The 26,843-nt window shown below is 67.6% G+C and carries 27 protein-coding genes, 1 pseudogene and 2 riboswitches; of the genes and pseudogenes, 17 read left to right on the forward strand and 11 right to left on the reverse strand.

The window, feature by feature from the left end; genetic code table 11:
- Positions 1–24: 24 nt before the first annotated feature.
- The 6 genes from AC5P9L_RS03870 to AC5P9L_RS03895 all read left to right on the forward strand — a co-directional run bounded on the left by AC5P9L_RS03870 (position 25) and on the right by AC5P9L_RS03895 (position 4,758).
- Entirely contained in the window at positions 25–1,323 is a 1,299-nt protein-coding gene (locus AC5P9L_RS03870) for a sensor histidine kinase (RefSeq protein WP_049460247.1), read from the forward strand.
- A 72-nt stretch (positions 1,324–1,395) separates the two neighbouring features.
- Entirely contained in the window at positions 1,396–1,896 is a 501-nt protein-coding gene (locus tag AC5P9L_RS03875; RefSeq protein WP_005414623.1) for a MarR family winged helix-turn-helix transcriptional regulator, read from the forward strand.
- Positions 1,893–2,633, forward strand: coding sequence for a DNA alkylation repair protein (locus AC5P9L_RS03880; RefSeq protein ID WP_005411219.1), 741 nt, complete (start codon positions 1,893–1,895; stop codon positions 2,631–2,633). The genes AC5P9L_RS03875 and AC5P9L_RS03880 overlap by 4 nt, the downstream gene beginning before the upstream one ends.
- Positions 2,634–2,680: 47 nt before the next feature.
- Positions 2,681–3,019 (forward strand): DUF6616 family protein, encoded by a 339-nt coding sequence (locus tag AC5P9L_RS03885; RefSeq protein WP_043034564.1) that lies wholly within the window; start codon positions 2,681–2,683, stop codon positions 3,017–3,019.
- Between the two features lie 112 nt (positions 3,020–3,131).
- Positions 3,132–3,389: a hypothetical protein gene (locus AC5P9L_RS03890; RefSeq protein ID WP_005414620.1), complete on the forward strand. Its 258-nt coding sequence runs from the start codon at positions 3,132–3,134 to the stop codon at positions 3,387–3,389.
- A gap of 295 nt (positions 3,390–3,684) precedes the next feature.
- Positions 3,685–4,758: a 3-deoxy-7-phosphoheptulonate synthase gene (locus AC5P9L_RS03895; RefSeq protein ID WP_005411216.1), complete on the forward strand. Its 1,074-nt coding sequence runs from the start codon at positions 3,685–3,687 to the stop codon at positions 4,756–4,758.
- Positions 4,759–4,926: 168 nt separating this feature from the next.
- On the opposite strand, the gene AC5P9L_RS03900 is transcribed toward AC5P9L_RS03895, so the two are convergent.
- The gene (locus AC5P9L_RS03900; RefSeq protein ID WP_005411215.1) at positions 4,927–5,544 is read right to left on the reverse strand and encodes a trimeric intracellular cation channel family protein; all 618 of its coding nucleotides are present in this window, start codon (positions 5,542–5,544) and stop codon (positions 4,927–4,929) included.
- An 82-nt stretch (positions 5,545–5,626) separates the two neighbouring features.
- A riboswitch (glycine riboswitch) is annotated at positions 5,627–5,732 on the reverse strand.
- Positions 5,733–5,745: 13 nt separating this feature from the next.
- Positions 5,746–5,835: riboswitch (glycine riboswitch) on the reverse strand.
- 40 nt (positions 5,836–5,875) lie between these two features.
- Here AC5P9L_RS03900 and AC5P9L_RS03905 point away from each other — a divergent pair.
- The 4 genes and pseudogenes from AC5P9L_RS03905 (at position 5,876) to AC5P9L_RS03920 (ending at position 7,400) form a co-directional block, all read left to right on the forward strand.
- Positions 5,876–6,151: a GIY-YIG nuclease family protein gene (locus tag AC5P9L_RS03905; RefSeq protein WP_012481382.1), complete on the forward strand. Its 276-nt coding sequence runs from the start codon at positions 5,876–5,878 to the stop codon at positions 6,149–6,151.
- A gap of 21 nt (positions 6,152–6,172) precedes the next feature.
- Positions 6,173–6,715, forward strand: a complete 543-nt coding sequence (locus AC5P9L_RS03910) for a hypothetical protein (RefSeq protein WP_227843416.1) — start codon at positions 6,173–6,175, stop codon at positions 6,713–6,715.
- 68 nt (positions 6,716–6,783) lie between these two features.
- Positions 6,784–6,909 (forward strand): annotated as a pseudogene (locus AC5P9L_RS03915) (nuclear transport factor 2 family protein); the annotation flags it as partial.
- Positions 6,910–6,944: 35 nt separating this feature from the next.
- Entirely contained in the window at positions 6,945–7,400 is a 456-nt protein-coding gene (locus AC5P9L_RS03920; RefSeq protein ID WP_049450292.1) for a hypothetical protein, read from the forward strand.
- 91 nt (positions 7,401–7,491) lie between these two features.
- On the opposite strand, the gene AC5P9L_RS03925 is transcribed toward AC5P9L_RS03920, so the two are convergent.
- A complete protein-coding gene (locus tag AC5P9L_RS03925) occupies positions 7,492–8,772 on the reverse strand; it encodes an NAD(P)/FAD-dependent oxidoreductase (protein ID WP_227415278.1) in 1,281 nt (426 codons plus the stop codon).
- A 123-nt stretch (positions 8,773–8,895) separates the two neighbouring features.
- Here AC5P9L_RS03925 and AC5P9L_RS03930 point away from each other — a divergent pair, with 123 nt between their 5' ends.
- Both AC5P9L_RS03930 and AC5P9L_RS03935 read left to right on the forward strand, forming a co-directional pair.
- Positions 8,896–9,675, forward strand: coding sequence for an NYN domain-containing protein (locus AC5P9L_RS03930; RefSeq protein WP_005411210.1), 780 nt, complete (start codon positions 8,896–8,898; stop codon positions 9,673–9,675).
- Positions 9,676–9,817: 142 nt separating this feature from the next.
- Positions 9,818–10,438 (forward strand): glutathione S-transferase family protein, encoded by a 621-nt coding sequence (locus tag AC5P9L_RS03935; protein ID WP_005414615.1) that lies wholly within the window; start codon positions 9,818–9,820, stop codon positions 10,436–10,438.
- Between the two features lie 96 nt (positions 10,439–10,534).
- On the opposite strand, the gene AC5P9L_RS03940 is transcribed toward AC5P9L_RS03935, so the two are convergent.
- Positions 10,535–12,712 (reverse strand): primosomal protein N', encoded by a 2,178-nt coding sequence (locus AC5P9L_RS03940; RefSeq protein WP_088611291.1) that lies wholly within the window; start codon positions 12,710–12,712, stop codon positions 10,535–10,537.
- A 412-nt stretch (positions 12,713–13,124) separates the two neighbouring features.
- Between AC5P9L_RS03940 and AC5P9L_RS03945 the strand changes: the two genes are divergently transcribed.
- The 4 genes from AC5P9L_RS03945 (at position 13,125) to sppA (ending at position 18,345) form a co-directional block, all read left to right on the forward strand.
- Positions 13,125–14,129, forward strand: a complete 1,005-nt coding sequence (locus AC5P9L_RS03945; protein WP_049460254.1) for a hypothetical protein — start codon at positions 13,125–13,127, stop codon at positions 14,127–14,129.
- Positions 14,122–14,706, forward strand: coding sequence for a DUF3106 domain-containing protein (locus AC5P9L_RS03950; protein ID WP_043034569.1), 585 nt, complete (start codon positions 14,122–14,124; stop codon positions 14,704–14,706). Before AC5P9L_RS03945 ends, AC5P9L_RS03950 begins: the two co-directional genes overlap by 8 nt.
- Before the next feature lie 236 nt (positions 14,707–14,942).
- Entirely contained in the window at positions 14,943–16,307 is a 1,365-nt protein-coding gene (locus AC5P9L_RS03955; protein ID WP_005414611.1) for an MATE family efflux transporter, read from the forward strand.
- A 115-nt stretch (positions 16,308–16,422) separates the two neighbouring features.
- The gene (sppA, locus tag AC5P9L_RS03960) at positions 16,423–18,345 is read left to right on the forward strand and encodes a signal peptide peptidase SppA (protein WP_495230540.1); all 1,923 of its coding nucleotides are present in this window, start codon (positions 16,423–16,425) and stop codon (positions 18,343–18,345) included.
- Between the two features lie 98 nt (positions 18,346–18,443).
- Here the strand turns inward: sppA and AC5P9L_RS03965 are convergent, their stop codons facing one another.
- The gene (locus tag AC5P9L_RS03965; RefSeq protein WP_005411203.1) at positions 18,444–18,656 is read right to left on the reverse strand and encodes a hypothetical protein; all 213 of its coding nucleotides are present in this window, start codon (positions 18,654–18,656) and stop codon (positions 18,444–18,446) included.
- 111 nt (positions 18,657–18,767) lie between these two features.
- Here AC5P9L_RS03965 and AC5P9L_RS03970 point away from each other — a divergent pair, with 111 nt between their 5' ends.
- Complete coding sequence (locus AC5P9L_RS03970) at positions 18,768–19,544, forward strand: SDR family oxidoreductase (RefSeq protein WP_005411202.1); 777 nt, start codon at positions 18,768–18,770, stop codon at positions 19,542–19,544.
- Between the two features lie 94 nt (positions 19,545–19,638).
- On the opposite strand, the gene AC5P9L_RS03975 is transcribed toward AC5P9L_RS03970, so the two are convergent.
- The 7 genes from AC5P9L_RS03975 to AC5P9L_RS04005 all read right to left on the reverse strand — a co-directional run bounded on the left by AC5P9L_RS03975 (position 19,639) and on the right by AC5P9L_RS04005 (position 26,806).
- Complete coding sequence (locus tag AC5P9L_RS03975) at positions 19,639–20,385, reverse strand: hypothetical protein (RefSeq protein WP_005411201.1); 747 nt, start codon at positions 20,383–20,385, stop codon at positions 19,639–19,641.
- A 22-nt stretch (positions 20,386–20,407) separates the two neighbouring features.
- Complete coding sequence (locus AC5P9L_RS03980) at positions 20,408–21,097, reverse strand: DUF4124 domain-containing protein (RefSeq protein ID WP_043034572.1); 690 nt, start codon at positions 21,095–21,097, stop codon at positions 20,408–20,410.
- Between the two features lie 43 nt (positions 21,098–21,140).
- Positions 21,141–21,731 carry an L-threonylcarbamoyladenylate synthase type 1 TsaC gene (gene tsaC / locus AC5P9L_RS03985; RefSeq protein WP_005411199.1) on the reverse strand — a complete coding sequence of 197 codons (591 nt, stop codon included), beginning with the start codon at positions 21,729–21,731 and terminating at the stop codon, positions 21,141–21,143.
- A 129-nt stretch (positions 21,732–21,860) separates the two neighbouring features.
- Positions 21,861–24,353 (reverse strand): DNA topoisomerase I, encoded by a 2,493-nt coding sequence (locus AC5P9L_RS03990; RefSeq protein WP_133050271.1) that lies wholly within the window; start codon positions 24,351–24,353, stop codon positions 21,861–21,863.
- A 193-nt stretch (positions 24,354–24,546) separates the two neighbouring features.
- A complete protein-coding gene (locus AC5P9L_RS03995; protein ID WP_005411197.1) occupies positions 24,547–25,479 on the reverse strand; it encodes an RDD family protein in 933 nt (310 codons plus the stop codon).
- Between the two features lie 49 nt (positions 25,480–25,528).
- Positions 25,529–26,293 carry a pilin gene (locus AC5P9L_RS04000; RefSeq protein WP_111150225.1) on the reverse strand — a complete coding sequence of 255 codons (765 nt, stop codon included), beginning with the start codon at positions 26,291–26,293 and terminating at the stop codon, positions 25,529–25,531.
- Between the two features lie 39 nt (positions 26,294–26,332).
- Positions 26,333–26,806, reverse strand: coding sequence for a DUF494 family protein (locus AC5P9L_RS04005; protein WP_005411195.1), 474 nt, complete (start codon positions 26,804–26,806; stop codon positions 26,333–26,335).
- Positions 26,807–26,843 lie beyond the last annotated feature (37 nt).

Here is a 26,843-nt window from a genome sequence, read left to right on the forward strand (position 1 = left end):
TGGCCGACCGCGCGTTGGATCACGATGCTGGCCCTGGCCAGCCTGCTGCTGGCGACACTGGTCAGCGTGGCCGTGGTTGGCTGGATGCCTCGGCCCGCGCCGCCACCGATGCGGTTGGACCAGGCCGTGCAGGTGCTGCGGGGGGAACAGGCCGCGGCACCACTGGGCCTGCATCTGGCGACGCAGGATGCGCCACCAAAGGGCAGTGCCAGTGACTGGCTCACCCAGTTGGCGGCGCTGCAGATGGGTTTGCCGGCGAAGGAGGTGCGCCTGGTCTGGAGCGGACAGGGCAAGGCGCCTGATGTGCAGGTCATCGAAGGCGGCGAGGTGCTCGACGGCACGGCGCGGGTCGGTGTACTGAAGGCGCAGGCCGCGCTGCTGACCGCGATGCAATGGCCGCCGTTTGAACTGGGCGTGCGCCAGGCCGATGGCCGCTGGCGGGTGGTCGGCAGCGATCACAGTGATCTGGCAGCTTGGCGGCGACAGGTGATACTGGCGCTGCTGGGCGGTGCCGTGTTGCTGGCGCCGCTGGCGGCGTGGGCATCGATCCGGCTGGGGCGTCCACTACGACGCTTGGCCGATGCCAGTGCACGTGTGGACCTGCAAGCCGACACGCCCCTGCCGGATGATGGCCCGCGCGAGGTACAGATGCTGGCCGCCGCGATCGGCACCGGTCGAGAGCGCCTGCGTGCGCAGGCCCAGGACATGACCCATATGCTGGCTGCAGTGGCGCACGACCTGCGCACACCATTGACCGGCCTGCGACTGCGCGCCGAGTTCGCGCCCACACCACAGGCGGCCCGGATGGTGGCGGACATCGAGCGCATGGACACGATGATCGAGCAGGTGCTCGATTACGCACGCGGTGAACTGCAGCCGTTGCAGATGCGCCCGCTGGATCTGGCCGCGCTGCTGGAGGAGTGCGTGCAGGCAGCGTTGCTGCGCGGTGTCGAGATCTCCATCCAGGGGCCGGACAGTCTGCCCTGGCACGGCGACGCGTTGCTGCTTCGGCGCGCGTTCGACAACCTTATCGACAATGCCGATCGCTATGCCGGGGCGATGGAACTGCGGCTTGCCGTGGTTGAGCGAGGGGTCCAGCTGGAGGTGATGGATCGGGGCCCAGGTATCGCCGAGGGCGACCGAGTACGCCTGCTGCAACCGTTCCAGCGCAGCGAGCGTTCTCGTAGTCGCACCACCGGTGGAGCGGGACTTGGGCTGGCAGTGGCCGCCAATGTGGCGAGGCGGCACGCGGGCGAACTGCAGCTGCTGCACCGGGAGGGCGGCGGGCTGATTGCGTGCCTGCTGCTGGGAAAGTTCACCTGATATCGGCTGTGGTTTACAGGCAGCGGCTGTTCGGCTGTATGATTAGGCGCCTAACAATATCGCGTGCGTGAGATGATCGAAGCCAAGCACCATGCCCTGATCGAGGAAGCGCAGCGACGCGGTCACGCCAACATCGCGCCGCTGCGCCTGTGTTTCCAGCTGCTCTCGCTGTCCTCGTCGATCGATCGCGACTGCGCCGCGCGGCTGGCACCGCATGGGCTCAGCGAGGGTCGCTTCATCGTGCTGTTCCTGTTGCACGGGGCCGGTGGCGCACTGCCGCCGCATGTGCTGGCCGAACGCGCCGGCGTGACCCGCGCCACCATCAGCGGCCTGCTCGACGGCCTGCAGCGCGAAGGCCTGCTGCAGCGTCGCAACGATGACGGGGATGGCCGCCGCCTGCAGATCGTGCTGACCGCACCGGGAAAGCGTTTGGCCGAATCGCTGTTCGAGCAGCACACGCAATGGATCGGTGGGCTGTTCAACGGCCTGGATGCTGATGAACAGCAGCAGCTGTCACAGCTGCTGCACAAGGTCTGGCAGCACACGGACGCCGGGCGGGAATCCGCAGCATGAGCACGGCCATTCCTGCGGAACGCCGGCAAGCACTCAACACCGGCCGCGTCCCCGCCACCCATCTGGCAGAATGCCTGGCAGTGGATTTTGCCGCGCTGCTGCAGGTGGTGGCGCCTGCGCTTGCACCGGAGGCGCTGCAACGCATGCGGGACGCCTCAGGCAAGGGCATCACGCTGCGCATGGCCCTGGCTGCGCAACTGCTGCGTGAGGCGGGGCAGGGGGCGCCTGCGCTCTGGCAGCATCACAGCTCCGATACCGTGCGCGGCTGGGCCTGCTACCTGATCGGCAGCGATGCCCGCGCAACGCTGGCAGGGAAGCTGCAGCAGATGCGCACACTGGCCGATGACCCCCATTTCGGTGTGCGCGAATGGGCGTGGCTGGCACTACGCACGGACATCGTTGCCGCACCACTGCAGGCGCTGGAGCACCTGCAACCGTGGTCACAGGAAACATCGCCGTACCTGCGCCGCTTCGCCTGCGAAGCACTGCGTCCGCGCGGTGTCTGGGCCACGCATATCGCACTGTTCAAGCAGCACCCGGAACATGCATCCGCGCTGCTGGAAGCACTGGCCGACGATCCGGAACGCTATGTGCAGGATTCGGTCGGAAACTGGCTCAACGATGCCGGCAAGACCCAGCCGCAGTGGCTGCGCCAGCTGTGTACGCGTTGGCAGCATGAGCGCCACAGCGACGCCAACGCCTACATCCGCAAACGCGCGCTGCGCTCGCTCCGGTAGTGCCGGCCGCTGGCCGGCAACCCCCGAACCCTCAAGGAAGAACCACCATGTCGCACACCTTCATCGAGCTCTACACCGCCACCCCTGCCTGGACCACACTTCCGCCCGAGCAGCGGAATGCCTTCTTCGCCCGTATCGGCGCCGGCATGCAGCAGTTCGATCCGGTCCGCATCACGCCGCTGGCGATGGGCCGCGTTGCCTCGGGCGTACCGCACGGCAGCGATGAGCAGTTCTATGCGGTCTGGCGCTGCGCAAGCCGCGAGGAGGTCGATGCGTTGATGGCCGGCATTGCCGCTACCGGCTGGCATGAGTACTTCACCACCACCCAGGCGGTAGGCGCGATGGACAGCATGGCCCAGCACCTTGCCGACCTGGCCGCCTTGTAGCGGGGCGGCAGACGCCGGCAGATCCCGGTGCTGGGCATGGGTGGCACATGCGCCTGTCACCCAGACGAGGTAAACAGGACATTGCCCATGTCCATCCGCAGGAAGGTCGATCATGCAGAGCACGCTCCAGGTCACGCTGTTCGGCCCTCTTGGCGACAGCCCGGCGTTGCAGTTGCCGGGGCTGGAGGGGCCGTCGGTGGCCATCCCGGAATCGGCCCTGCGGCGCTTGGTTTCCGATCTCTACACCGCGCGTTCCCTGCTCAACCCCGAGCAGCTGGACGAGGCCCGGCAGGAACTGGATCGCGTGCTGGAACGCTGGGCCGACATCCATGAGGGCCTGCTGCTGGACGTGGAAGTGCATGGCAAATGAGCGACGTTGCGTGGTTGCCGCCGCGTGGGCAGGGCCGGCGCGCATCTCGCTGAACCGCGTCCCCAGTTGCGGATGAAACATTTTGCACTGCGCAAAAGCTGTGCTATCAATACAACCCATGAACGCAGCCGCCACCCGCTTTTACTGGTATTACTTTCCGAAGCCACTGGCGGAGGAAGGACTGCGCTCACCCTGAAGAAAGCTTCAGACGCATTCCCGAAAGCCGCCAGCGAACCTGGCGGCTTTTTTCATGCCGCCACGCTGGGGACCCCCAACGTTCCGGAGACCTCCCCCAATGCCCCCGCACACCGACGACCTGCGTATCCGCACCATCGAACCGCTGACACCGCCTGCCCAGCTGCTGGCGATGCTGCCGTGTGACGATGAAGCCTCCGACACCGTCAGCGCCTCACGCGCGGCCCTGCACCAGATCCTGCATGGCCGTGACGACCGCTTGGCGGTGGTGGTTGGCCCATGCTCGATCCACGACCCGAAGGCCGCCATCGAGTACGCCCAGCGCCTGAAGCCGCTGCGTGACGCGCTGGCCGGGGAACTTGAAATCGTGATGCGCGTGTACTTCGAGAAGCCGCGCACCACGGTGGGCTGGAAGGGCCTGATCAACGACCCGGACCTGGATGGCAGCTTCAGGATCGACAAGGGCCTGCGCATTGCCCGTGGCCTGCTGCGCGACATCAACAAGCTGGGCCTGCCGGCCGGTGTCGAGTTCCTCGACGTGATCTCGCCGCAGTACATCGCCGATCTGGTGGCCTGGGGCGCCATTGGTGCGCGCACCACCGAAAGCCAGGTGCACCGCGAACTGGCCTCGGGGCTGTCGTGCCCGGTCGGCTTCAAGAACGGCACCGATGGCAACGTGAAGATCGCCGCCGACGCGGTGGGTGCGGCGTCCAATCCGCATCACTTCCTGTCGGTCACCAAGCAGGGCGGCACCGCCATCGTGTCGACCACTGGCAACCCGGACTGCCATGTGATCCTGCGCGGCGGCAAGCAGCCGAACTACGATGCAGGCAGTGTCGCCGAGGCCTGCCAGGCGCTGGCCAAGGCCAAGCTGCCGACTCGTCTGATGATCGACGCCAGCCATGCCAACAGCCTGAAGAATCCGGACAACCAGCCGAAGGTGATCGAGGACATCGCTGTTCAGTTGGAAGACGGTGAACAGCGCATCGTCGGTGTGATGATCGAGAGCCATCTGGTCGGTGGTCGCCAGGAACTGGTGGAAGGCCAACCGCTGGTCTACGGGCAGAGCATCACCGATGGCTGCATCGACTGGGACACCACCGTGACGGTGCTGGAGCGACTGGCCGCGGCCGTGCGCGCCCGTCGCGACGTGAAGGTGTCCGAAGCCGCTTGAGTGCGGCACGTGTGTGGATGGCGGCCAGCGCCTGCGGGGGTGCGGCCGCGATCAGGGCCGGTCGGAGTTGGAGTCCGGCCCATCTGCACCGGCGATGCGCCTGGCGCTGCGCATGAGCGACAGCGCCAGGTACATCGCCGGGGTGGTGCGGATTCCGCCGCGCGAACCTCAATGCACTTCGTCGTGGTACACGAACTTCGGCATTTCCCAGCGGTAGTGGATCGCCAGCAGGCGCAGCGCGAAGCCGCCGCCGAGGCAGCACAGGATCGCGGTGGCGTCGGCCACGCCCCAGTGCAGCAGCAACAGGTAGGCCGCGCCGGTCAGCAGCGCGATGATCGCGTACAGCTCCTTCTGGAAGATCAGCGGCACCTCGTTGCAGAGGATGTCGCGCAGCACGCCGCCGAACGCGCCGGTCAGCATGCCGGCGATCAGCACGATCGGCATCGCATGGCCGGCTTCGCGCGCGATCGAGCAGCCGATCAGGGTGAAGGCGATCAGGCCCAGCCCGTCGAGGACCAGGAAGGTGCGGCGGAAGTGGTGCATCCAGCGTGCGACCCAGGTGGCGATCAGCGCCGCGCACACGGTGAAGCCCAGGTACTCGGGATGCTTCACCCAGCCCAGCGGATAGTGGCCGAGCAGGATGTCGCGCAGTGAACCACCACCGAGGGCGGTGACGCAGGCGATCATGACCACGCCGAACAGGTCCATGCGGCGGCGGCCGGCGGACAGTGCGCCGGTCATGGCTTCGGCGGAAATGGCGATCAGGTAGATGATGGACAGCAACATGGGGCAGGCTCCGAACGCGGTGGGGCCGGCCATGCGCGGACGCCGCCATTGCCTGCGCAATGACGGGATGACGATGACCGGTGCCGCTCCCGCTGTCCTTTTGCCTGAGAGTTCAGCGGCATGGGCCGCGTGCCCCTTCGGCGGATCGTCCCGGGCATGCCCGGTGACCTCTCTCCAGCTCGGCGAGTCGAATGCATGGTTGGTGGGATTCCAGCCCACCGGCCTGAGCGATCATGGGAGCCTGCGCCTTCGGCGGGCGCCAGCGCGGCGCCTCTCTCCTGCATTCGGGCGCCAGTATATCCGCTGCAGTGCAGCACGGCATAATCCGGGCATGGCCCCGTCCCTCCGCCCGTGGTTCCTGTACCTGCTCGAATGTCGCGATGGCAGCTATTACGCCGGCATCAGCACCGACGTGGACGCGCGTTTCGCCGCCCATCAGGCTGGCAAGGGCGCGCGCTACACCCGGGCCCGGCCGCCGCTGCGGGTGCTGGCCGTGCGCGAGTACCCGGACCGGGCCGCCGCGTCACGGGCCGAGTGGCAACTCAAGCAGCAGCCGCGCGAACGCAAGCTGGCCTGGCTGCAGGCGCCGGATCCCGCGCTTCTGTAGAGCCGAGCCCACGCTCGGCTGTTGTTGCTGCTGCCTGATGGTGAAGCCGAGCATGGACCCGGCTCTACAGTAGATCCACGCCATGCGTGGATGGGCGCTTCCAGTCATGCCATGATCGCCACACCCATCGACACATGGATCCGTCCGATGAAGAACTGCGGGATACTGCTGTTGACTGCCTGCGCGGCCCTTCTGGCCTGCACCCAAGCACCGTCGCCACCGCCACTGCAGCATGGGCAGATCGGCACCGCTGCTGAGCTGGCTGCGTATGGCCCGAGGACACCCGAACCGATCCACCTGCGTCGTGACCGGGTCCCTCCCGATCTGGTCGATCTGATCCCGTTCGCGGAAAAGTGGGGGATCGGCGATGACGTGCTTCGCAATGAAATGCGGGAGCGCGCCACTGACGCGGAAAAGCAGGCATTGACGGATGCGCTGGCGGGGCGCCATGCGCGCATCACCGCCTGGTTGGACAGCTTCCCGCAGGGGCAGCCCATGTCTGAAGAAGCCGCTGCGTTCATGTACATGCAGCTGGGCACCGACGAAATGGGCCTGATGCCGTAGATCCACGCCATGCGTGGATGCGGCTTGCATATGCCATGATCGCCCAGCCCTCAGCGCTGGAGACCCGGATGTCCACCGTCGCCCTGTTGTTCGCTCTCTCCGCGTCAACCAGTCCCGCTGCCGACCCGGCCACCCTCGCGGCCATCGAAGCCACCTGCCATGACTACGTCGACGGCCAGCTGGAGGCCGACCCGTTGTGGTACCCGAAACCGAAGGCGAAGTGAGCACGATGCGTGCCGCCGGTAAGGCATGGGTCTCCGTCGTCGTACTGGCCGCCGGCATCGCACTGCTGCCTGGCCTGCTGTACCTGCTCGGGCTTGCCCTGGTGGGCGGTTGGCCGAAGCCAGCAGACCGTGCGCCCAGTGGTGTGGCTGCGTGCAGCAGTGAACCACGAACAGGATTTCAGCCGATGAATCCCTGGAGTTTCGCTGCGCAGTTCTTCGACGACGACGCGATGAAGAAGAAGGTGCCAGAGGTGGAACGGGAGGCGTTCTGGATTGCCCGCCGCCATCTTTGGCGGCAGCCACGGCACGACATGCTGCGCTGGCATCTGAGCAGCACGGCACTGACGATCTGGATTACCCGCAACTGGAGTGCCGCGCAGATTGCCGACACCGCAAGGAAGGAGGACTTCTGCCGCGCATGGTCGAAACGGCGGGTGCCCGGCGGCCCGATGAAGCGGTAGATCCACGCCATGCATGGATGATGTTGACGGAGTCAGAGCCCTTTCCTGCGGAGAGGGGACGGACCGCGCGGCAGCCGGCCAGCGGCCGGCACTACCGCCGGGGTCGCCGGTCTTCCTGGTCATCACCGAAGATGATGCGCGCGCTGCGCTGGTAGCTCCAGTACGCCACGGCCCAGTTCAGCAGCACTACGATGCGGTTGCGGAAGCCGATCAGGAAGAACACGTGCGCGGCCAGCCAGAACCACCAGGCCAGCACGCCCGACAGCTGCAGCCGGCCCAAGTGCACGATCGCGGCCATGCGACCGATGGTGGCCAGGTTGCCGTAGTCGGCGTACTTGAACGGGCCGGGCTCGGGCTTGCCGTGCAGGCGTGCGCGGATCACCTCGGCCACGTATTTGCCCATCTGCTTGGCAGCGGGTGCCACGCCGGGTACCGGCTTGCCGTCGGCCTGGCTCAGTGCGGCCAGGTCACCGGCCACGAACAGCTCCGGGTGATCGGGCAGGGTCAGGTCCGGTTGCACCGGCACGCGGCCGGCGCGGTCCAGCGGCACGTCCAGCGTGCGCGCCAGCGGTGAAGCGGCCACGCCGGCGGCCCAGACCACGGTGCGGGCCGGTACGAACTGGTCACCGAGCGTGAAGCCCTGGCTGTCGATGTCGCTCACCGGGGTACCGGTCAGCACTTCCACGCCCAGCTTTTCCAGCTGCCGCCGTGCTTTCAGCGAAAGCACTTCCGGGAACGAGGACAGCACGCGCGGGCCGGCTTCGACCAGCCGCACCTTGGCGCTGGCCGGATCAATGTGGCGGAACTCATTGCGCAGCGTATGCCGCGCGATCTCGGCCAGGGTGCCGGCCAGTTCAACACCGGTGGGACCGCCACCGACCACCGCGAAGCTCAGCCATGCGGCCTTCTTCGCCGGGTCCGGTTCCGCCTCGGCGCGCTCGAACGCCAGCAGCAGCTTGCGGCGCAGCGCGATCGCATCGTCCAGCGTCTTCAGGCCGGGCGCATCATCGGCCCACTGGTCGTTGCCGAAGTAGGCGTGGGTGGCGCCGGTGGCCAGCAGCAGGCTGTCGTAGTCCAGCGTGCTGCCATCGGCCATGCGGATCTGCCGGGCCTGCTTGTCGATGGCGACCACTTCGCCGAGGCGGACTTCCACGTTGCGCTGGTGGCCGAGGATATGGCGCAGTGGTGCAGCGATATCCGGCGCGGACAGGCCGGCGGTGGCCACCTGGTACAGCAGCGGCTGGAACAGATGATGGTTGCGGCGGTCGACCAGGGTGATGCGCATGCGCTCGCGGGCCAGGGCACGGGTGGCCCAGAGACCGGCAAAACCGCCGCCGACAACAACCAGGTGGGGAACGCGCTCGCGACTCATCGACTCACTCCAGTGGGGGCATTGGGGGAAGCGCCTGGCATCTTCGCACGGCGGCCGCCTGTCACGTCAGCGCCCGCGTGGATCGGCGATACTCGGGTTCAGGCAACCGCCCGCGAGGAGTCCATGAGCGAACCGGAAAAGCGCATCGCCCTGTTGATCGACGCCGACAATGCGCCGGCCTCGAAGATCGACGAGGTGTTGGCCGAAGTGGCCCGCTATGGGGTGGCCAACGTGCGCCGCGCCTATGGCAACTGGAAGAGCCCGCGACTGAAGGGGTGGGAAGCGGTGCTGCATGAGTATGCGATCCGTCCCATCCAGCAGTTCGCCTACAGCAAGGGCAAGAATGCCTCGGACATGGCGATGGTGATCGATGCCATGGACCTGCTGTACGCGCGCAACCTGGATGGCTTTGCCATCGTCTCCAGCGATGCGGACTTCACCCCGATGGTGATGCGCCTGCTGACCGATGGCGTGAAGGTGTACGGTTTCGGCGAGAAGAAAACACCCGAGCCGTTCGTCAACGCGTGCTCGAAATTCACCTACCTGGAAGCACTGGGCCAGACCCACGCCAGCGTGCCGGATACCGAACAGGCATCCAGCGAACAGGCCTCGAACGAGCCGGTGGCCAACGACGATGCGCGTCCGCGCAAGAGCGGTGCGGAAATGCGCAGCGACACGCGGCTGGTGAAGATGCTGCGCCGCGCGGTGTCCGCGGCCGAGGGCGAGGATGGCTGGTCGCACCTCGGCCCGGTCGGCAGCCAGATCGGCAACCAGGCGTCGTTCGACCCGCGCAACTACGGCTACGGCAAGCTCAGCGATCTGCTGGCGGCGATCGGCCTGTTCGAACTGAAGAAGGATGGCAAGTCGTCCTACGTGCGCGCGCTGCCGAAAAAGAACCGGTAATGCCGGCCGCTGGCCAGCAAGGAACCGGTAGTGCCGGCCGCTGGCCGGCAATCCCCGGATGCCAGATCCCGCATCCGGCATGCACACACCCCGCCCGATCAGGGGTATCGTTGCCGCTCGCATTGCCAGCAAGGAATACCGCATGTTGAAGATCTGGGGCCGTCGCAATTCCAGCAACGTCCGCAAGGTGCTGTGGTGTGCCGAGGAAATCGGCCTGCCGTACGAGTCCATCGAGGTCGGTGGCAGCCACGGCGGCACGCAGACGCCGGAATACCAGGCGATGAATCCCAATGGCCTGGTACCGGTGATCGAAGACCACGGCCTGCCGCTGTGGGAATCGAACGCCATCGTGCGCTACCTGAGTGCGCGCTACGCGCTGGGCACGCTGTACGCCGAAGACCCGATGGAACGCGCCCAGGCCGAGAAGTGGATGGACTGGAGCACCTCGCGCATGGCGCCGCTGTACACCGACCTGATCTGGGGCATCATGCGCACCGCTCCGGCCGACCGCGACGAAGCGCGGATCAATGCCGCCATCGTGCGCGCCGGCGACTACCTGGCGATGGCCGATGCCACCCTGGCCAAGCAGCCGTGGCTGTCCGGCGAGACATTCGCGATGGGTGACATCCCGCTGGGCTCGCTGATCTATGCCTGGTTCGAACTGCCGATCCAGCGTCCGGAACTGCCGCACCTGGCCGACTGGTACGCCCGTCTTCGCGAGCGCCCCGCCTACCAGCGCGGCGTGATGTCGCCGCTGACGTAAGCGAAAGCGTCCGGGGTCAGAGCCCTTTTCTGCGAAAAGGGATCCGACCCCAGGGCATCGGGGTCGGATCCCACCCGACGGGTAGGCTCTGACCCCTCAATAAAGATCCGTCGGATCCACATCCAGCGACCAGCGGACCTTGCGTGCTTCCGGCAGCGCATACAGCTGCGGTACCAGTTGCGAAAGCACCCCGTGCAGCGGTGGCCGCTGCGCGGCAGACAGCAGCAGCTGGGCGCGCTGGTAACCGGCGCGCCGTGGCATCGGCGCCGGCATGGGTCCATAGGCTTCCACCACGTCCTGCTCGCCCAGCAGCTGTCGCGCTGCCAGCAGGAATGCATTGGCATGCTCCACCTGCTGCGCTTCGGCGCGCATCAGCGCCAGATGCGCGAACGGCGGGAATCCTGCGGCCTGGCGCTGGTTCAACTCGGCCTGCGCGAACGGGTGGTAGCCACCGCTGACCAGGGTCTCCAGCAGTGGGTGCCCCGGGTGATGCGTCTGCAGCCAGACTTCGCCCGGGTCGCGCGCGCGTCCGGCGCGACCGGCGACCTGGATCAGCTGCTGCGCCAGTTTCTCGCTGGCGCGGAAGTCGGCCGAGAACAGGCCCTCGTCGATGCCGACCACCACCACCAGGGTCAGCTTGGGCAGGTCGTGGCCCTTGGCCAGGATCTGCGTGCCGACCAGGATGCCGGGCTGGTCGCCCAGTTTCGCCAGCTGTTGTTCCAGTGCATCGCGTCGCGAGGTGGTGCTGCGGTCGATGCGCACCACCGGGAAGTCGGCGAAGGCGGCGGTGAGATGTTCTTCCAGGCGCTCGGTGCCGATGCCCTGCGGTTGCAGCGCCAGACTCCCGCACGCGGGGCATGCCAGCGGCGCCGGTTGCCGCGCACCGCAGTGATGGCACTGCAGGCGACGACCGCCGCCATGCACGGTCATCGGTGCATCGCAGCGGTTGCATGGCGCGGTCCAGCCGCAGTCGTGGCACAGCAGTACCGGCGCATAGCCACGGCGGTTCTTGAACACCAGCACCTGCTGGCCGCGCTGCAGGTGCTCGCCAATGCCGGCCAGCACGTCGGCCGAGAGGCCGTCATGCAATGGTCGCTTGCGCACATCAAGGATGCGCACGCGCGGTGGCCGCGCATCACCGGCACGCTGCTTCAGGCGCAGGTGGGTGTAGCGCCCGGCATAGGCGTTGTGCAGCGTCTCCAGTGAAGGCGTAGCGCTGCCCAGCAGAACCGGAACGCCCAGCGCCTTGCCCCGGACCAGAGCGAAATCGCGTGCGTGGTAGCGGATGCCGTCCTGCTGCTTGTAGCTGCCGTCATGCTCCTCGTCGACGATCAGCAGGCCGGCCTGCGGCAGCGGCGTGAACACCGCCGAGCGGGTGCCGACGATCACCCGTGCCTCGCCGCGCGAAGCCGCCGCCCAGACCCGGGCGCGCTCGTTGTCGTTCAACCCCGAATGCAGTGCATGCACGGCGATGCCGAGGCGGCCGCGGAAGCGTGCCAGGGTCTGCGGGGTGAGGCCGATTTCCGGCACCAGCACCAGCGCCTGCTTGCCTTGGGCCAAGCAGTGGATGATGGCCTGCAGGTAGACCTCGGTCTTGCCGCTGCCGGTTACGCCATCCAGCAGGAACGGTTGGAAGCCCTCGACTGCGTTGATCGCCGCCACGGCCTCTGCCTGCTCCGTGTTGAGGGTGGGGCCAGGCAGTGGCTGCGCGTGCTGCGGAGCGACGCGCAGCGCCACGCGTTCGGCCAGCTCGCGCTTGGCCAGGCTGCGCGCGGCGGTGCGCCAGTCGTCCATGCGTTCGCCCAGCACGTCCTCATCGACGATGGCGTCGGCCAGCAGCTCGGCCAGCTGCCGGGGGCGGCTGCCGGCGCGCAGTTTTTCGCGCTGGGCGCGGCCTTCGGCGGTCAGCTGCCAGCCCCAGTGATGGGTGTCGGGCAGGGCGTCGCCATGGCGCAGCGGGCCCGGCAGGGCGGTGCTCAGCACCTCGCCCAGTGGCGCATGGGTGTAGCGCGCCAGCCACTGCAGGCTGTGCCACAGCTCGCCCTGGAGCAGCGGTTGCGGGTCGCACCAGGCCAAGGCCTGGCGCAGTCCCTGGCCGTCATCGGTCTGGCCGTGCCCCACCACTACGCCGACCAGCTCGCGGTTGCCGAACGGCACCTTCAGGCGGCAGCCGACCGCGACCGTGGGGCCATCGCCCTCTGGTGACAGGTAGTCGAACAGGCGCGGCAGCGGGACGGGCAGGGCGACCTGCAGGGTCGGAATGGGTGAAAGCATCGGGCCAGTGTAACGGGCCATGCGCGCGCGGATGGCAGGGGCCAGAGACTGCCGGGGGCCCTCGTCGAATCATAAATGTCACCTAAATATCGGTGTCCATTGGAGATTCAGTCTTATCCACATGTTCTGTGGATAACGTTGTGCGTTACCGGTCGACGGGAACGCAGGAGGCCGATGGCGACGAGCTCACGCTTGGGTTGGTCAAAAAATCGCCACACTTCAAAGTCATTCAAAATCAACAACTTGAGTGTGAAACATTGCTGAAACAGAGTGAATTCAGCTGGATGCCGCAGTTTTCCCCGAGGCGGGCGTGGTGCTGTGCACAACCTGCAGCACGAAGTGCCTGCGCGCGCAAGTCCTACGGGTGCCGATGGGCTGCCGCTATCATGCCGGCAGACCTTTGGAGTGACCGATGACGGCTGTGCCCGCCCCTGTTTCCTCGACCGCGGCCGGCGCGCTGTCGGCGTTCCTGCGCGGCGTCGAGCGCCGTGCCCTGGTGGTGGCTGAGCTGCAGTGCGGCGATGCCGCGCGAGCCGAGCAGACCCTGGTGGCGGTGATGCGCGCCTTCGCCGCGGTCGCCAGCGACCTGCCGATGGCGCAGTGGCCGATCCGCTTCTGGACCCTGCTGGGCCAGCGCCAGGCGCTGCGCGAGCCGGTGGGCGGCCAGTGGCTGCCGCCGTTGGCCGCGCTGGGCGAAATGGGGCCGCTGCCGCGCTTGGCACTCCTGCTGCGGGTGGGCGGCAGTCTGGACGAGGGTATCGCCATGCGCGTGCTCGACCAGGACGAAGCGGGCTACCAGCACCTGCTGGCCGATGCCTGCCCCCGTGATGCGCACGGCCAGCCCGATGCGTCGGCATGGCGCCAGCTGGCCGAACAGGTGCAGCTGCGCATCCGCGACCTGCCGGCCAAGCGCCTGCAGCAGCTTCAGCAGCCGGCTGCGCCGGCCGCCAGCAATGAAGCTCCCGCGACCGGCTGGCGCGCACCGCAGCGCGATGATCGTGCGGCCGCCCAGGGCAAGCGGCGGCGTCCCAATGCCAGGCCGCGCTGGCGCGGCCCGGTGATCCTGCTGGTGACGGTCGCGGTGCTGTTGGCCGCGGCACTGGGCTGGCGCTACTGGCAAGGACATTCATCCGGTAGCGACGCTCCACTGCCGGAAGGGGTAGTGGGCGAAGCTGGCCCGGTCACGGTGGAAGCTCTTCCGCCGAGCAAGGTCAATGCCACGCCGGATGCGACCCCGGCCCAAGCCTCCGACGACGCCATGATGCTGGCCGACCGCGACTATCCGCTGGTGGCCGATGCCGATCTGTATGCCTGGACCGCCGCCGGCGGCCCGTTGCCGGTGGACGAATCGCAATCCAGGCCGAGCCGGCCCGAGCCCGCCAGCGCCACGCTGGAAACCGCTGCCGCCGATGAATAAGACCCTGCTCGCCAGCCTGCTGCTGGCCCTGCCGTTGTCGCTGTCCGCCGCGCCGCAGACCTTGAGCGTGCCGCTGCCGCCGCCAGTGCCGGGCAGTTCACCGGCGGCTCCCGCTCCGGCCACCACAAACACGACGCCCGCTGCGTTCACCCAGCTCGACGCCCAGCAGCAGCGTCAGCGCCGTGCCGACTACGCGGCCTGGCGCGCCCTGCCGGAGAGCGAGCGGGAGCGCATCCGGCAGGCTGCGGCGCGGTTCAATGCGCTGCCGGCGGACCAGCAGCAGCGCCTGCGCGAGCAGTTCCAGGCGCAGGACCAGGCCTTCCGCGAGGGCTGGCGGCTGGGCCCGCAGCTGGGACTGGAGTTCCCCAAGCTGCACGGCCTGTTCGGCTTCGTGCCACCGGAACAGCGCGAGGCCGCGCTGGCCGTGCTGCGCCAGCTCAGCCCGGCGCAGCTGGCCCAGCTGACCCTGGTCGCGCAGCGCACGCCACCGCAGGAGCGTGACACGGTGCGAGGCGCGTTCCTCGCCGTGCCCGCCGCCGAGCGCGACGCCTGGCTCAAGCGCCAGGCCGGCCAGTAAACAAAGGGGACGGAGGGGATTAAGTCGTGTTCGGCACAGTCGGGCTTGAAACGACTTAATCCCCTCCGTCCCCTTTTTCTGTTCGTAACGCGATCGCAACGCGTGATGCCGGGGCCTGCCGGAACCCAGCATTCACGCCATGTCATGGGAATGCGCGCGCTGCGCGCGTAAGATGACCGGCCGCAACCCGGTGCCTGTGCCCTTCGCGCGCAACCGTAGTTCGCGTCAAGCACCTTATGTCTACTGCAACCTCCACGCCGCGCTTCAGCAAGGAAGTCGGCGCCACCGGTCTGCTCGCCCTGCCGCTTGTGCTCGGGCATGTGTCCACCGGCCTGATCTCCTTCGTCGACAACGTGATTGCCGGCCACCATGCCACCGCGACCCTGGCCGCAGTGACCATCGGCACGGCGCTGCTGTGGCTGCCGATGCTGATCCCGATCGGCACCCTGATCTCGCTCACCGCCTCGGTATCGCAGCTGCACGGCGCCGGCCGCGAGCGCGAAATCGGCCCGCTGTTCCGCCAGGCACTGTGGCTGGCGCTGGGGCTGGGGCTGATCATGTTCACCTTCCTCACGGTGGTGCCGCCGCTGCTGCCATCGTTCGGGATCGCGCCGGACATCGTGCCGGGGGCGACCGCGTTCCTGCACGCGGTGCGCTGGGGCGGGCCCGCACTGACCCTGTACTTCTGCATGCGTTACCTGAGCGAAGGCATGCACTGGACGTTGCCGACCATGCTGCTCGGCTTCGGCGGCCTGCTGGTGCTGGCGCCGATGGGCTACGTGCTGGCCAACGGCAAGCTCGGTTTCCCGGAACTGGGTGCGGAAGGCCTGGGCATCGCTTCGGCGGTGATGATGTGGCTGCAGGCCACGGCGTTTGCCCTCTACCTGTGGCGCACCAAGCGCTTCGCCCACCTGCAGCTGTTCTCGCACTTCGAAGGACCGCGCTGGAAGGCGATCTGGGACCTGCTGCGCACCGGCCTGCCGATCGGCATTACCGTGCTGATGGAAGGCGGCCTGTTCATCGTCACCGCGCTGCTGATCGGCCGCCTGGGTGCGAATGAAGCGGCCGCGCACCAGATCGCGATCAACGTGGCGCAGCTGTGCTTCATGATCCCGATGGGCGTGGCCGAGGCCACCACCGTGCGCGTCGGCCATGCGGTTGGCCGTGGCGATGGCTTCGGCGTACGGCGTGCGGCCTGGGCCGGCTACGCGATCATCATGGGCACGCAGACGCTGTCGGCGGCGGTGCTGCTGTTCGGCCACGATGCCATCGTCGGTGTCTACACCAACGACCTGGCGGTGGCCGGCCTGGCCTCGACCCTGCTGCTGTACGCGGCCACCTTCCAGTTCCCGGATGGCATCCAGGTGCTGTCGGCCGGCGCGCTGCGCGGCCTGAAAGACACCCGCGTGCCGATGTTCATCGCCATGTTCGCTTACTGGGGCCTGGGCATGCCGCTCGGCGCCGGGCTCGGCCTGGGTCTGGGCATGGGCCCGCAGGGCATGTGGATCGGCCTGATCGTTGGCCTGACCGCCGCTGCCATCCTGATGGGCTGGCGCCTGCGCCGCAGCAGCCTGCGCATCGGCCAGTCGATGTTGTCCTGACCTTTGCGCCCGTCATGCCGACCCATGGCGGGCGATCCCCTGACTTGTGTCCGATGCCGCATCACACGGCACCGGCTATGCTGGTACCACGGCAAGAAGCCATCCGGAGCGTTCCATGAATCAACCCGTGCCCCCGCTGCCCCCGGCGCGTCGCAACCCCGTCGCCAGTTTCTTCATCGGGCTGTGGGACGTCATGAACTTCACCCGCCGGTTGATCCTCAACCTGCTGTTCTTCGGCCTGCTGTTCCTGCTGCTGGTGATGTTCGTCATCGCGGCGGGCATGGGCGCCGGTGCCAGCAAGTCGCTGCAGGACCGCACTACCCTGGTGATCGCCCCGGAAGGCCGCCTGGTCGAGCAGTTCAGCGCCGACCCGGTCAGCCGCGCACTGGCCAAGGCGGTGGGCGACAACGGCGCCGAAGAGATCCAGCTGCGCGACCTGCTGCGGGTGATCGAGTCGGCCAAGGAAGACAAGAAGATCGAGCGCGTGGTGCTGGAGCTGGACAAGCTGCAGCCGTCTGGCTTCGCTTCGCTGCGTGAAGTGGCCACCGCGCTGCAGGACCTGCGTGCCTCCGGCAAGCAGCTGGTGGCCTACAGCGAGAGCATGGGCCAGTCGCAGTACCTGCTGGCCGCACAGGCCGACGAGGTCTACCTGGACCCGATGGGGTCGGTGGTGCTCGAGGGCCTGGGCCGCTGCCGCCAGTACTTCCGAACCGGCCTGCAGGACAAGCTGGGCGTGGACGTGCACCTGTTCAAGGTGGGCGAATACAAGTCCGCGGCCGAGCCGTACGTGCTCGATGCGGCCTCGCCGGCCTCCAAGGAAGCCGACCTGTTCTGGATGAACGACGTGTGGCAGCGCTATCTGGCGGACATCGCCAAGGCGCGTCGCCTGGACCCGGCACAGCTGGCCGCCGGCATCGACACGCTGCCGGAAGGCATCGCCGCCGCCGGTGGCGACCTGGCCAAGTTCGCCCTGCAGCAGAAGCTGGTGACCGCGCTGAAGACCCGCGAGGAATTCGAGGATCTGATGATCGAGCGCGGCGTGGCCGACGACGATGCCGACGGTGGCTTCCGCAACGTCGACTTCGGCACCTACCTGGGCCAGCTCGATGCGCGCCGCAACCCGGTGGACAACCGTCCGCAGGTAGCGGTGGTTGTGGCCGCCGGCGAAATCAGCGGCGGCGATCTCCCGGCCGGCCGCATCGGTGGCGAATCGACCTCGGCGCTGCTGCGTGCCGCGCGTGACGACGAGAACGTGAAGGCGGTGGTGCTGCGCGTGGATTCGCCAGGCGGTGAAGTGTTCGCCTCCGAGCAGATCCGCCGCGAAGTGGTGGCCCTGCAGGCCGCCGGCAAGCCGGTGGTGGTGTCGATGGGCGACCTGGCCGCCTCCGGTGGCTACTGGATCAGCATGAATGCCGATCGCATCTATGCCGATCCGTCGACCATCACCGGTTCGATCGGCATCTTCGGCATGGTGCCGAACTTCAGCCGCGCGCTGGACAAGATCGGCGTGCACACCGATGGTGTCGGCACCACCCGTTTCGCGGGTGCGTTCGATGTCACCCGCCCGATGGATCCGGCCGTGGGCCAGGTCATCCAGTCGGTGATCAACAAGGGTTACGCCGACTTCACCGGTCGCGTCGCCGACGCCCGCAAGAAGCCGGTCGAGGCCGTCGACGAAGTGGCGCGTGGCCGCGTGTGGAGCGGTGCGCAGGCCAAGGAACGTGGCTTGGTCGATGCCTTCGGTGGCCTGAAGGATGCCGTGGCCGATGCCGCCAGCCGTGCCAAGCTGGGCAAGGCCGATGCCTACCGCGTGCGCTACATCGAGAAGGCGGCGACGCCGTTCGCGCAGTTCGTCAGCGGTTTCGCCGGCAGCCGCGCCGGCGCCTGGATGCTGTCCGACTCGGGCATGGCGCGGATGGTGCTGGCGCGCGCGATGCCGGAAGTGGATACGCAGCTGCGCTTTGTCGAGAACGCGGCGCGCGAGAAGGGCAACGGCACGCCGGTGAAGGCGCTGGCCTACTGCTTCTGCGGGTTCTGATCGGCAGCGGTGACGAATGAAAACGCCCGGCCCTGGCCGGGCGTTTTCGTTGGTGGGGTCGGATCCCTTTGCCCCGCAAAGGGCTCTGACCCCACAGGTCACTGCGTCGCGTCGGCCTCGGCCTTGCGTTCGCGTGCGGCGGCCTCTTCCACGGCCTTCCCTGCGTCCTTCGCACGGTCCAGCGGTTCCTGCATCGCACGCGACATCGCTTTGGGCACCGGTGGCTTCTCCGGGTTCGGCGTCGGCGGCCGCTGGCAGGCCACCAGCAGCACGCCGGCCAGCAGGGACGAGAACAGGGTCAGGATGCGCATGGCGGCTCTCCGCAGTGGGCGTACGTGCAGTGTCGCATCCTCGGCAGAGGGCCGCCGTGAGCGCGTATCCTTGCCGCATCGAAATGCAGCGGGCGCGGCCCCGGAGGAAACATGACCCAGCAACGGTGGCGCCTGGACGGGCAGACCGCCCTGATCACCGGTGCCAGCGCCGGTATCGGCCTGGCCATCGCGCACGAACTGGCCGGCTTCGGCGCGGACCTGATGATCGTCGGGCGCGATATCGACATGCTGGAGACCGCGCGCGACGAGCTGCTGGATGTGTATCCGCAGATGCAGGTGCACGCGCTGGCCGCCGATGTCTCCGACGACGAGGACCGCCGGCAGATCCTGGACTGGGTGGAAGACCACAGTGATGGCCTGCACATCCTGGTCAACAACGCTGGCGGCAACGTCACCAAGGCGGCCACGGAGTATTCAGAGGACGAATGGCGGAAGATCTTCGAGACCAACCTGTTCTCGGCGTTCGAGCTGTCGCGCTACGCGCATCCGCTGCTGGCTCGCCACGCATCGTCGTCGATCGTCAACGTCGGCAGCGTGTCCGGCCTGACCCATGTGCGCAGCGGCGTGGTCTACGGCATGAGCAAGGCCGCGATGCACCAGATGACCCGCAACCTGGCCGTCGAGTGGGCCGAGGATGGCATCCGGGTCAATGCAGTGGCGCCGTGGTACATCCGCACGCGGCGGACCTCCGGTCCGTTGTCGGACCCGGATTACTACGAGGAAGTGATCAACCGCACGCCGATGCGTCGTATCGGCGAGCCGGAGGAAGTGGCCGCCGCGGTGGGCTTCCTGTGCCTGCCGGCAGCCAGCTATGTCACCGGTGAGTGCATCGCGGTGGATGGCGGCTTCCTGCGCTACGGGTTCTGATCTTTCAGGGGGTAGTGCCGGCCGCTGGCCGGCAACTGCAATCATCTGAAGATCCTGTGGTTGCCGGCCAGCGGCCGGCACTACCGGGTGGCGGTCACCCCGGTACCGGGCAGTTGCTGGCCTCCAACACCGCCTGCAGCCGCTCGCGTTCACCGCGCGCGGTATCGCGGTTTTCCGGTGCGGCGAAGCGTTCACGGCCGCGGGCATCGCGGAAGCGCTGCTGCCAGCTGCCGCATCGCTGTGCTTCGGGAAGTTCCTCGCAGCGGTCGCGTACGACTTCGCAGCCGGCCGCGTTCATCGGCGTGACCCCGCCCAGGCCCTGCACCGTCATCGGTTCGCAGCGACCAGGTGATGCCTCGTACTCGTGCAGATAACCACCGCCCTGTCCGTCGGTGCACTGGAAGATCGGGGGAAGCGGCGGCTTCGGTGGACCGTTGCCTGCTTCGGCACGGGCATCGGCATCACGGCGCAGGGTCGCACTGTCGAGAATCTGGTTGGCACCTTCGCGTTCAACCATTCCCGCTTCCATGATGGTGCGTCCTTCGTCCGCGCGTCGTGGTTTCGCTGGGGCCGCAGGGGCAACGGCCGGTCCGGCCGGCACCGGCGCGGGTGTTTCGACGGGGGCGGGTGCAGGTTCCGCAGCCACAGGTGCAGCGGCAGCCGGCTGCGGGTTGGCCGGGCCGGGCACGCGCAGCACCTGCTGCTTGCTGCCGGTGGGGCACGGCGTGCGCTGCAGGGTAGGGACGTCACTACTGCTGGAGGTACAGCGGTAGATCACGCCCTCTTCGGCCAACGCGCTTCCGGGCAGCAGCGCCAGAAGCAACCAGATCAGTCTGTTCATGCTCACAGCGTACAGGCTGCGCTCAACGCTGGCAGTCGCGTGACAGGCGCGCGTCGATGCCACGCTGTTCGTTGTTGATGGCGGTGCGCTCGCTCTGCAATGCGCTGTTGTAGCGACGGTCCAGTTCCCAGCGGCGGTCGCGCAGGCGCGCACAGACCTCCTGTGGCGGCAGCGCGTGGCAGCTGTCGCGCACCAGCACGCTGCCGGCCGGGACCTGCACGCCTACGCCGACGGCGGGCGGCCGGTAACCGGGGCCCTCGCCGACGGGCGGACCGATCGGTGTGCCGATGGCCGGGCGCGGACCCGGGTACGATGGGCCCCGATGCCCGTGTGGCAGCCAGACGCTGGTCCACAACGGCACCCAACGCGGATTGCCCTCGTTGCTGTCGCTGGTATAGCGCTGGCCATCGTCGCGCACGCATTCGTAAAGCGGCTGGGGCGGCTGGATGTAGACGTGGCGGACCTCGCGGTCACGCATCACCGGAGATTCGTCCGGCGGTGCGGGCGGCGCATCGCTGCGCACCACCCGCGGCGCTGGATCGCGCGGGCGCTGCAGGTCGCGGACTTCCTGGCGGCCGCTGTTGCAGGGCCTGTCCTGCAGGGCCACGGCGCCGTTGCTGGCGACGCAGCGGTAGACCCGCACATCCTCGGCCGCCGGTGCCGTCGATGGCAGCAGCAGGCACAGGCCCAAAGCGGTGCGCAGCAGGTTCATGACGGCAGGGTGCGCGATTGTCCGGGGCAGCGCAATCGGCCGCTCAGGAGCGCAGCACGTTGCCGCTGAGCGCGTCGCGGATCGGGGTGGGCTGGGCCAGGCCGCCGGTTTCGCCATCCAGGATGCCATCAAGCAGGCGCAGCAGGCGTGGATCCAGTTCTTCGCGGCGGCGCGCCGGTGGTTCGCCGGCCAGGTTGGCGCTGGTGGAGACCAGCGGGCCTCCCCAGGCACGGCAGAGTTCGGCCACCAGCGGGTGGGCGCTGATGCGCACGGCGATGCCGCTGTGCTCCCCGGTGACCCACGGCTGGGCACGGGGTCCGGCCGGCAGGATCCAGGTGTTGGCGCCGGGCCAGCTGGCCAGCACCGCGCGCTGGCGTGCGTCCGGCAGGGCCTGCAGGCGCACCCAGCCTTCCAGCTGCGCCAGATCGGCCGCGACCAGAATCATGCCTTTTTCGATCGGGCGTTGTTTCAGTCGCAGCACCATGTGCACCGCCGCCTCGTGCGAAGGGTCACAGCCCAGGCCCCAGACCGCTTCGGTCGGGTAGGCGATCACGCCGCCCGCGCGGAGCGTGGCGACAGCAGAGTCCAGGGTGAGTTCTTTCATGGCGGCGACCGGCCCGGCGTGGGCCTTCATTATCCCCCTGCTGCGTGCAGAAGGGGTGGACCCTGGCACCCGGTAGTGCCGGCCGCTGGCCGGCATCTGATGCTTCTGGGGTTGCCGGCCAGCGGCCGGCACTACCCCTCATCCACGTATGGCGTGGAGTTACTTCGCGGCCTTCTTGACGGCGTTCTTCGCCGGGGCCTTCTTCGCGGCGGCCTTCTTTACTGCTTTCTTTGCAGCGGCCTTCTTGGCAGGCGCTTTCTTTGCAGCGGCCTTCTTCGGCGCGGCTTCCTTCTTCACTGCCGCCTTCTTGGCCGGGGCTTTCTTCGCGGCGGCCTTCTTGGCACCGAAGCCCTTGCGCACCGGCTTGCCGGTTTCTTCCATCAACTGCTGCACTTCAGCCAGGGTCAGCGACGCCGGTTCGCGATCCTTGGGGATCTTGCCGTTCATCCTGCCGTCGCTGATGTACGGGCCGAAGCGGCCGTTCAACACCTGGATGTCGCTGCCCTCGAACTCCTTGATGATCCGGTTGCGCGCGATCTCTTCCTTCTCTTCGATCAGGAACACGGCGCGGGCCAGGTCGATGGTGTACGGGTCGTCCTCCTTCTTCAGCGAGGCATAGGTGCTGCCGCGCTTGGCGAACGGGCCGAAGCGGCCGATGCCGACGCTGACCGGCTCGCCGTTGTCCTCGCCCAGTGCGCGCGGCATCAGGAACAGCTCCAGCGCGTCTTCCAGGGAAATGGTGTGCATCGACTGGCCGGGGCGCAGCGAAGCGAACTTCGGCTTCTCCTCGGCATCTTCGGCAGTGCTGCCGATGGCGGCATAGGGCCCGAAACGGCCCAACCGCACGCTGACCGGCTTGCCGGTCTTGGGGTCGGTGCCGAGCTCGCGCGCGCCACTGGCCTCCGCGCGGTCGACCGATTCCTTCTTGTCTTCGACCAGTTCCTTGAACGGTTCCCAGAAGCGCGACATCAGCGGGATCCAGTCTTCTTCGCCACGCGAGACGGCATCGAGCTCGTCTTCAAGCTTGGCGGTGAAGTCGTAATCCACGTACTGGGTGAAGTGGCTGGACAGGAACTTGGACACCGCGCGGCCCACATCGGACGGGCGGAAGCTGCGCCCTTCCATTTCCACGTACTTGCGGAACAACAGGGTCTGGATGATCGAGGCGTAGGTCGAGGGACGGCCGATGCCGTACTCTTCCAGCGCCTTCACCAGCGCCGCTTCGGTGTAGCGCGGTGGCGGCTGGGTGAAATGCTGTTCGGCCTGGATGCGTTCCAGCGGCACGCGGTCGCCGGGCTTCATCGCCGGCAGCTTGCGGCCTTCGTCCTCGTCCTCGGCACTCTTGTTGTCCTTGCCTTCCTCGTACACGGCCAGGAAGCCGGGCACGACCACGGTGGTGCCGCTGGCACGGAACACGTGCTCGCTGCCGGCCGAAAGGTCGACGCTGACCGTGTTGAGCGTGGCCGGAATCATCTGGCAGGCCACTGCACGCTTCCAGATCAGTTCGTACAGGCGGCGCTCGTCGTCGGTGAGGAAGCGGGCGACCTGGGCCGGGGTGCGCAGGGCCGAGGTCGGGCGCACCGCTTCGTGCGCCTCCTGGGCGTTCTTCGACTTGGTCTGGTAGGTGTTGGGCTGGTCGGGCAGCGAGGCGATGCCGTAATCACGGGCGATCACGTCGCGGATCTCGGCCAGCGCATCCTGCGACAGGTTCACCGAGTCGGTACGCATGTACGAGATCAGGCCGACGGTGCCTTCGTCACCAATCGCCACGCCTTCATACAGCTTCTGCGCCACCTGCATGGTCTTGCGGGTGGTGAAGCCGAGCTTGCGCGAGGCTTCCTGCTGCAGGGTGGAGGTGGTGAACGGCGGCGCCGGGCGGCGCTTGCGCTCCTTGCTGGCCACGTCGGTGACGTGCAGCGAGCCCTGCGCGGCCTGCTGGATGCGCATCCGCGCCGCTTCAGCGGTGTCGCCATCGGTGATGGTGAACTGCTCGAACTTCTGCCCGTCCAGCTTGATCAGCTTGGCGTTGAAGTGCTGCGACGGGTGCGCGCACTCGGCGGCGATCGACCAGTACTCGCGGGCGATGAAGGCTTCGATCTCTTCCTCGCGCTCGACGATCATGCGCAGCGCCGGGCTCTGCACGCGGCCGGCGGACAGGCCGCGCTGGACCTTGCGCCACAGCACCGGCGACAGGTTGAAACCGACCAGGTAATCCAGCGCGCGGCGCGCCTGCTGGGCATCGACCAGGTCGCTGGCGATCGCGCGCGGCTGGCTGATGGCTTCCTTGATGGCGCGCGGGGTGATCTCGGTGAACACCACGCGCTGCATCGGCTTGTCCTTGACCAGCCCGCGTTCCTTCAGGATCTCGGCGATATGCCAGCTGATCGCTTCACCCTCGCGATCCGGGTCGGTCGCCAGCAGGATGTCGTCGGCGCCCTTGGCGGCCTTGGCGATCGCGTCGACGTGCTTCTCGTTCTTGTCGATCACGTCATAGTGCATGGCGAACCCGTTGTCCGGGTCGACCGCGCCTTCCTTCGGAATCAGGTCACGCACATGCCCATACGAGGCCAGGACGGTGTAGTCCTTGCCGAGGTATTTGTTGATCGTCTTGGCCTTGGCCGGCGATTCGACGATGAGCAGGTGCTTGGGCATGGCAGCAGGGTCTGTGGGGCGAACCGTGGGGAAGGGGCCGCTAGGGTGGAGCAAATGGCCGCATTAGTGAAGCGGCCACGCGCAAATCCATAAACTGAACGCCCGGTAATGTGCCGGGCGTTCAGGTTTCACCTTATTAGAGGAATCACGCCCGGCCAGCCCGTGTCAAGCAGCCAGCCGTGAGGATGGCCGTTCAGGAGGCCATCTTGGCGATGAAGCCGACCGCGAACACCAGCAGCGCCAGGCCCACCAGCGACAGTACCGCCGTCAACACCAGTACCAGCACGGTGACGGTGCCCAGCTCGCGGCGCTGCAGGTGGGGCTGGTCGGTGTAGGCCCAGCGGTCGACCACCAGAGTGTCGCAGATCATGTCGTGCAGGCCCTGCTTGCGTTCGGTGAAGGCCGCCATCAGGAAGCCGATGCCGAGGGTGAAGCTGCTCAGCAGCATGGCCCAGTAACGACCGAACGCGCGGGCCTTGGTCAGGCGCTCGCCGTTGCCGCGGACGACCTTGATGCCGACCGCCATCTTGCCCAGCGTGGCGCCGCCCTTCGAGGCATGGAACCAGGTGTAGTACGCCATGCCGATGCAGAGGTTGATCAGGGCACTGGCCAGCTGGGCCACGATCTCGATGGCCGATTCGCCACTGCCCACCGCGCCCATGCTGGCGCCCAGGATCGCACCGAGGATGGCCCCGATGATGCTGCCGGGGATGACCAGCACGAAGTAGTCGATCATGTAGGCCGCCACGCGCTTCCAGAAGCCTGCGTAGACCACTTCACCGCCAACCACAGGCTGTGCGTGGCCACCGCTGCCGACGGCGGCTGGAGCGCTGTATGGCGAGCTGCTGAGCGCGCCGGTGCCGGGCAGCGGTGCGGTGCCGCTGTCGATGGCGGCATAGTCGCTGCGCAGGTCGAACCCGCCGCTGCTGGTGGCCGTACTGGCATCGGCCAGCGTCTGCAGGCCGAGCTCGTCGACCACCTGGCGCAGTGCAGCCCACTGGGCCATGCCCTCGCGCCAGACCAGGGTGTCCAGGTTCAACTGGCCGCGCTGGAAGCGCTGGCGGATCTCCTGGACCGGCAGCGGGCCCTGGCGTTGCTGTCCTTCGGCGTAGTACCACTCAGTCATTGCATGTTCCCTGTTGAATCATCCTTGGAGGTGCTGGCGTGCGCGTGGCTCAGCCGCGGCACGTCGGCGGCAGGTACTTGTCGTTGCTTTCGCCACTGCATTCCCAGCGGCCGCTGTCGCGATCGTATTCCAGCCACAGCAGGTCGCCGTCGATGCCCTTGCCTGGTACCGCCAGCGTTGCTTCGATGCCGCAGTGACCGTTGTTGAAGCGGCCGATGTTCACCGCCGACAGGCCCGCGTTGGCGAAGTCGCCCGGGGCCGGGAAGCCGGCGTCATTGGCACCCGGGCAGCGGCCTTCGTCATCGGCGAAATGCTGCACCTGGTCCTTCAGCGGCTGCAGCGCGGCCACGGCGCCGGCGACTTTGCTGCGCACGGTGTAGTCGTTGTAGGCCGGCAGCGCGATGGCGGCCAGGATGGCCACGATCGGGACCAGTACCAGCAACAGGGCACCACCGATGATGGCGGTCAGCGCACAGCCGGACAGCTTCTTTTTCGGTGCCGGCAGGACGGTGGCCGATGCACTGGCGGCGTAGGGCGTGGACGCCGGCAGTACCGGCGGCTGCGGCGGAGGCGGTGCGACGGGTTCCGGTTCCGGTTCCGGTTCGGGTTCGACCGGCGGTACGGCGGCGTCCAGCGCCGGCACGATCAGGCCGAGTTCGTCCACGACGGTGCGCAACGGCTGCCATTGCGGCAGTCCGTCGCGCCACACCAGGGTGTCCAGGGTGATCTGGTTGTTGCGGAACAGCTCGACCAATTGTTCCGCCGGCAGCGGACCTTGCTGCCGGTTGCCTTCTGCATGGAACCACTCGCTCACGGGGACGCTCCTGAATGCGCTATGCCCCCAAGTGTACGGTCAGTGCAGGGGTTCTGGCTCGTCCATGAACATCTGCGTCTCCATCCAGGCATAGGCCGCTTCGGAGCCAGGCTGGTTGAACAGCACCATCAGTACGACCCATTTCAGGTCGTCCAGGTCCAGTTCGTCCTGGTCCAGGGCCATCGCCCGGTCCAGCACCAGTTCGCGCTGGTCGGCGTCGAGGATGCCGTGCTGTTCCAGGTACAGCAGGAAGCCGCGGCATTCCACGTCCAGCTTGTCCAGCTCGGGGCCGTGGTAGACGCGCACGGGGCCGTCGACCCGTGCCTGGGCCACGCTCGGCCGCTGCGCGGCCAGGGCGTCGAGCCAGTCGAACGCCTTGTTGATCTCGGTTGGGCTGAAACCGGCCTGGATCAGGCCGTTCTGGAGCGAATCGCGGTCACGGATCAGGTCCGCGTCTTCGCTGAAATAGTGTTCAAACAGGTACAGCAGTACGTCCAGGATGCTCTCTTTCATTGCCCCTCGGCCTGCGTCGCGCGACGCTGTGGAGGTG

The organism is Stenotrophomonas sp. YJH_SMC_64 (genome assembly GCF_059371375.1).

What these genes read in the sequence shown, in the direction of transcription:
- AC5P9L_RS03870 (WP_049460247.1), top strand. Translation starts at nt 25, where the DNA reads ATGCTGGCCCTGGCCAGCCTGCTGCTGGCGACACTGGTCAGCGTGGCC.
- AC5P9L_RS03875 (WP_005414623.1), top strand. Translation starts at nt 1,396, where the DNA reads ATGATCGAAGCCAAGCACCATGCCCTGATCGAGGAAGCGCAGCGACGC.
- AC5P9L_RS03880 (WP_005411219.1), top strand. Translation starts at nt 1,893, where the DNA reads ATGAGCACGGCCATTCCTGCGGAACGCCGGCAAGCACTCAACACCGGC.
- AC5P9L_RS03885 (WP_043034564.1), top strand. Translation starts at nt 2,681, where the DNA reads ATGTCGCACACCTTCATCGAGCTCTACACCGCCACCCCTGCCTGGACC.
- AC5P9L_RS03890 (WP_005414620.1), top strand. Translation starts at nt 3,132, where the DNA reads ATGCAGAGCACGCTCCAGGTCACGCTGTTCGGCCCTCTTGGCGACAGC.
- AC5P9L_RS03895 (WP_005411216.1), top strand. Translation starts at nt 3,685, where the DNA reads ATGCCCCCGCACACCGACGACCTGCGTATCCGCACCATCGAACCGCTG.
- AC5P9L_RS03900 (WP_005411215.1), bottom strand. Translation starts at nt 5,544, where the DNA reads ATGTTGCTGTCCATCATCTACCTGATCGCCATTTCCGCCGAAGCCATG.
- AC5P9L_RS03905 (WP_012481382.1), top strand. Translation starts at nt 5,876, where the DNA reads ATGGCCCCGTCCCTCCGCCCGTGGTTCCTGTACCTGCTCGAATGTCGC.
- AC5P9L_RS03920 (WP_049450292.1), top strand. Translation starts at nt 6,945, where the DNA reads ATGCGTGCCGCCGGTAAGGCATGGGTCTCCGTCGTCGTACTGGCCGCC.
- AC5P9L_RS03925 (WP_227415278.1), bottom strand. Translation starts at nt 8,772, where the DNA reads ATGAGTCGCGAGCGCGTTCCCCACCTGGTTGTTGTCGGCGGCGGTTTT.
- AC5P9L_RS03930 (WP_005411210.1), top strand. Translation starts at nt 8,896, where the DNA reads ATGAGCGAACCGGAAAAGCGCATCGCCCTGTTGATCGACGCCGACAAT.
- AC5P9L_RS03935 (WP_005414615.1), top strand. Translation starts at nt 9,818, where the DNA reads ATGTTGAAGATCTGGGGCCGTCGCAATTCCAGCAACGTCCGCAAGGTG.
- AC5P9L_RS03940 (WP_088611291.1), bottom strand. Translation starts at nt 12,712, where the DNA reads ATGCTTTCACCCATTCCGACCCTGCAGGTCGCCCTGCCCGTCCCGCTG.
- AC5P9L_RS03945 (WP_049460254.1), top strand. Translation starts at nt 13,125, where the DNA reads ATGACGGCTGTGCCCGCCCCTGTTTCCTCGACCGCGGCCGGCGCGCTG.
- AC5P9L_RS03950 (WP_043034569.1), top strand. Translation starts at nt 14,122, where the DNA reads ATGAATAAGACCCTGCTCGCCAGCCTGCTGCTGGCCCTGCCGTTGTCG.
- AC5P9L_RS03955 (WP_005414611.1), top strand. Translation starts at nt 14,943, where the DNA reads ATGTCTACTGCAACCTCCACGCCGCGCTTCAGCAAGGAAGTCGGCGCC.
- sppA (WP_495230540.1), top strand. Translation starts at nt 16,423, where the DNA reads ATGAATCAACCCGTGCCCCCGCTGCCCCCGGCGCGTCGCAACCCCGTC.
- AC5P9L_RS03965 (WP_005411203.1), bottom strand. Translation starts at nt 18,656, where the DNA reads ATGCGCATCCTGACCCTGTTCTCGTCCCTGCTGGCCGGCGTGCTGCTG.
- AC5P9L_RS03970 (WP_005411202.1), top strand. Translation starts at nt 18,768, where the DNA reads ATGACCCAGCAACGGTGGCGCCTGGACGGGCAGACCGCCCTGATCACC.
- AC5P9L_RS03975 (WP_005411201.1), bottom strand. Translation starts at nt 20,385, where the DNA reads ATGAACAGACTGATCTGGTTGCTTCTGGCGCTGCTGCCCGGAAGCGCG.
- AC5P9L_RS03980 (WP_043034572.1), bottom strand. Translation starts at nt 21,097, where the DNA reads ATGAACCTGCTGCGCACCGCTTTGGGCCTGTGCCTGCTGCTGCCATCG.
- tsaC (WP_005411199.1), bottom strand. Translation starts at nt 21,731, where the DNA reads ATGAAGGCCCACGCCGGGCCGGTCGCCGCCATGAAAGAACTCACCCTG.
- AC5P9L_RS03990 (WP_133050271.1), bottom strand. Translation starts at nt 24,353, where the DNA reads ATGCCCAAGCACCTGCTCATCGTCGAATCGCCGGCCAAGGCCAAGACG.
- AC5P9L_RS03995 (WP_005411197.1), bottom strand. Translation starts at nt 25,479, where the DNA reads ATGACTGAGTGGTACTACGCCGAAGGACAGCAACGCCAGGGCCCGCTG.
- AC5P9L_RS04005 (WP_005411195.1), bottom strand. Translation starts at nt 26,806, where the DNA reads ATGAAAGAGAGCATCCTGGACGTACTGCTGTACCTGTTTGAACACTAT.